General features: G+C 29.5%; 1 protein-coding gene. It reads right to left on the reverse strand.

Annotated features, from left to right (window positions below; translation table 11 throughout):
• The coding region (locus tag QX565_RS00045) for a hypothetical protein (protein WP_289290485.1) at positions 1–1690 on the reverse strand (1690 nt) is incomplete at both ends.

Here is a 1690-nt window from a genome sequence, read left to right on the forward strand (position 1 = left end):
AAAGTTATTAAAGATTCCGTTATTTCCATTACCAGAAATATCTGGAATGTAACCTAAATATCTATAAGATTCATTAGGCATTCTTAATTTACTTGGAGAGAATATACATTTAGGAGCAGAACTTAATAAGTATTCCATTGGAGAACTCCAGGAGAATGTCATAGTTTTTTCTACAGTATATGTATTTCCAGTTTTAAATTCTTTTCCATTATACCTTCCACTTCCAGTAGGTTTATACAATTCTGGTAATAAATTTGTCCATTTATCAAATAAGAACTCTGAACCTATCTTTAACTTGCTTCCGTAAGTATAAGTTACATTAGTATCAACATTCTTCAATTCAAATATTGTTGGGAATGGTTGAACAATGTCCTCGTATTTAATATATTCGTCAATAGTTATATCTATAATTTGAGTACTATCCAATACAGTAGTGTAAATATAATAACCTAACTCTGTTAAGCTAGAACGTTTAACTTCAACTCCATTTACAGTAACAGTTCCTACTTCATCTAAATCCTTAGCAGGCTTAATACCTATTGTAAGTTTGTCACCTTTCTTATAAAGATTTCCAACTTTAGGAGAGAGGTCTGTAGTTCCGTCAGTTGTAATATAAGTAGATATATCTTTATAAGGAATATTACTAGTAATAGTTGGGTTCCACTCTACAATGTTACCTTCTGTTCCTATATATTCATTTAACTCTTTAATTTTTTCTTCAGTTGAAAATTCAGAAAATGCTATATAAGTATAAAGAGCCATTTGCATATAACCTCTTAAGTCAAAAGCAGATGCTATTGTGGTTTCAGATTCAACATTATTAGGATACTGAATAGTAGCACAATGAGTAATTTCTTTTAAATTATCATCTGGAATTAAATTTTTATTTAATATTCCATCTATATAAGTAACTCTTCCATTATAAGCTAGTTGTATATCTGTACTACCTGTTTTATTTGTAGAATAACCATTAGAAGCATTGTCTTTACGATAGTCTACTAAGAACTTGTTATAATTTTGAGTAGTCCAATTACATTTAATTAAAGACTGCTTGGTAACTAAAGTCGGAATAGTAACAAAGTCATCTACGCCATCAAGACAGAATGAGCCTTCATATTCTCCTATTTGCTGAATAGTCACATTAACATCTCTATTTTGGACATCATCAATAAGTGATACAACATGAAAATATATAACTTCTGTAACTCCTACTATATTTATGTCGTATATTCCATCTTTATATATTTTATAACTATTAATAATTTCGCTATCTAAATAACCTTTTGCATAAACATACAACGCCAACTTATTATTAAGTCCTGTTATTTTAATTTTTCCTTTATACAAAGGAGTGTTTTTAACCATTCCTACATTTGGCACCAACTTATGAATAATAAACGTTGTATCGTTTATTATTTCAGAACCTGGCTGTATAGCGAATTCTTCATTATTATAATTATAAGGATACCCATTAGCTCCACTCATTTCAGCATAAGCAGAATTGTTAATCTTACCATGATTACCGTGACCGGATATATCAGGGATATGTTTCAGTATTCTATACGAACTATTTGGAATTTGTAATCTATCAGGAGATAAAACACATTTAGGTTCATTGTTATCAAAAATCCAAGTAGCCGTACAAGTAAATACCATTGATTTTTCAACAACATATTTAGAACCTGACGCT

It is taken from the genome of Bacteroides sp. 41_26 (assembly GCF_949740115.1).
GTDB classification, from domain to species: domain Bacteria; phylum Bacteroidota; class Bacteroidia; order Bacteroidales; family Bacteroidaceae; genus Bacteroides; species Bacteroides nordii.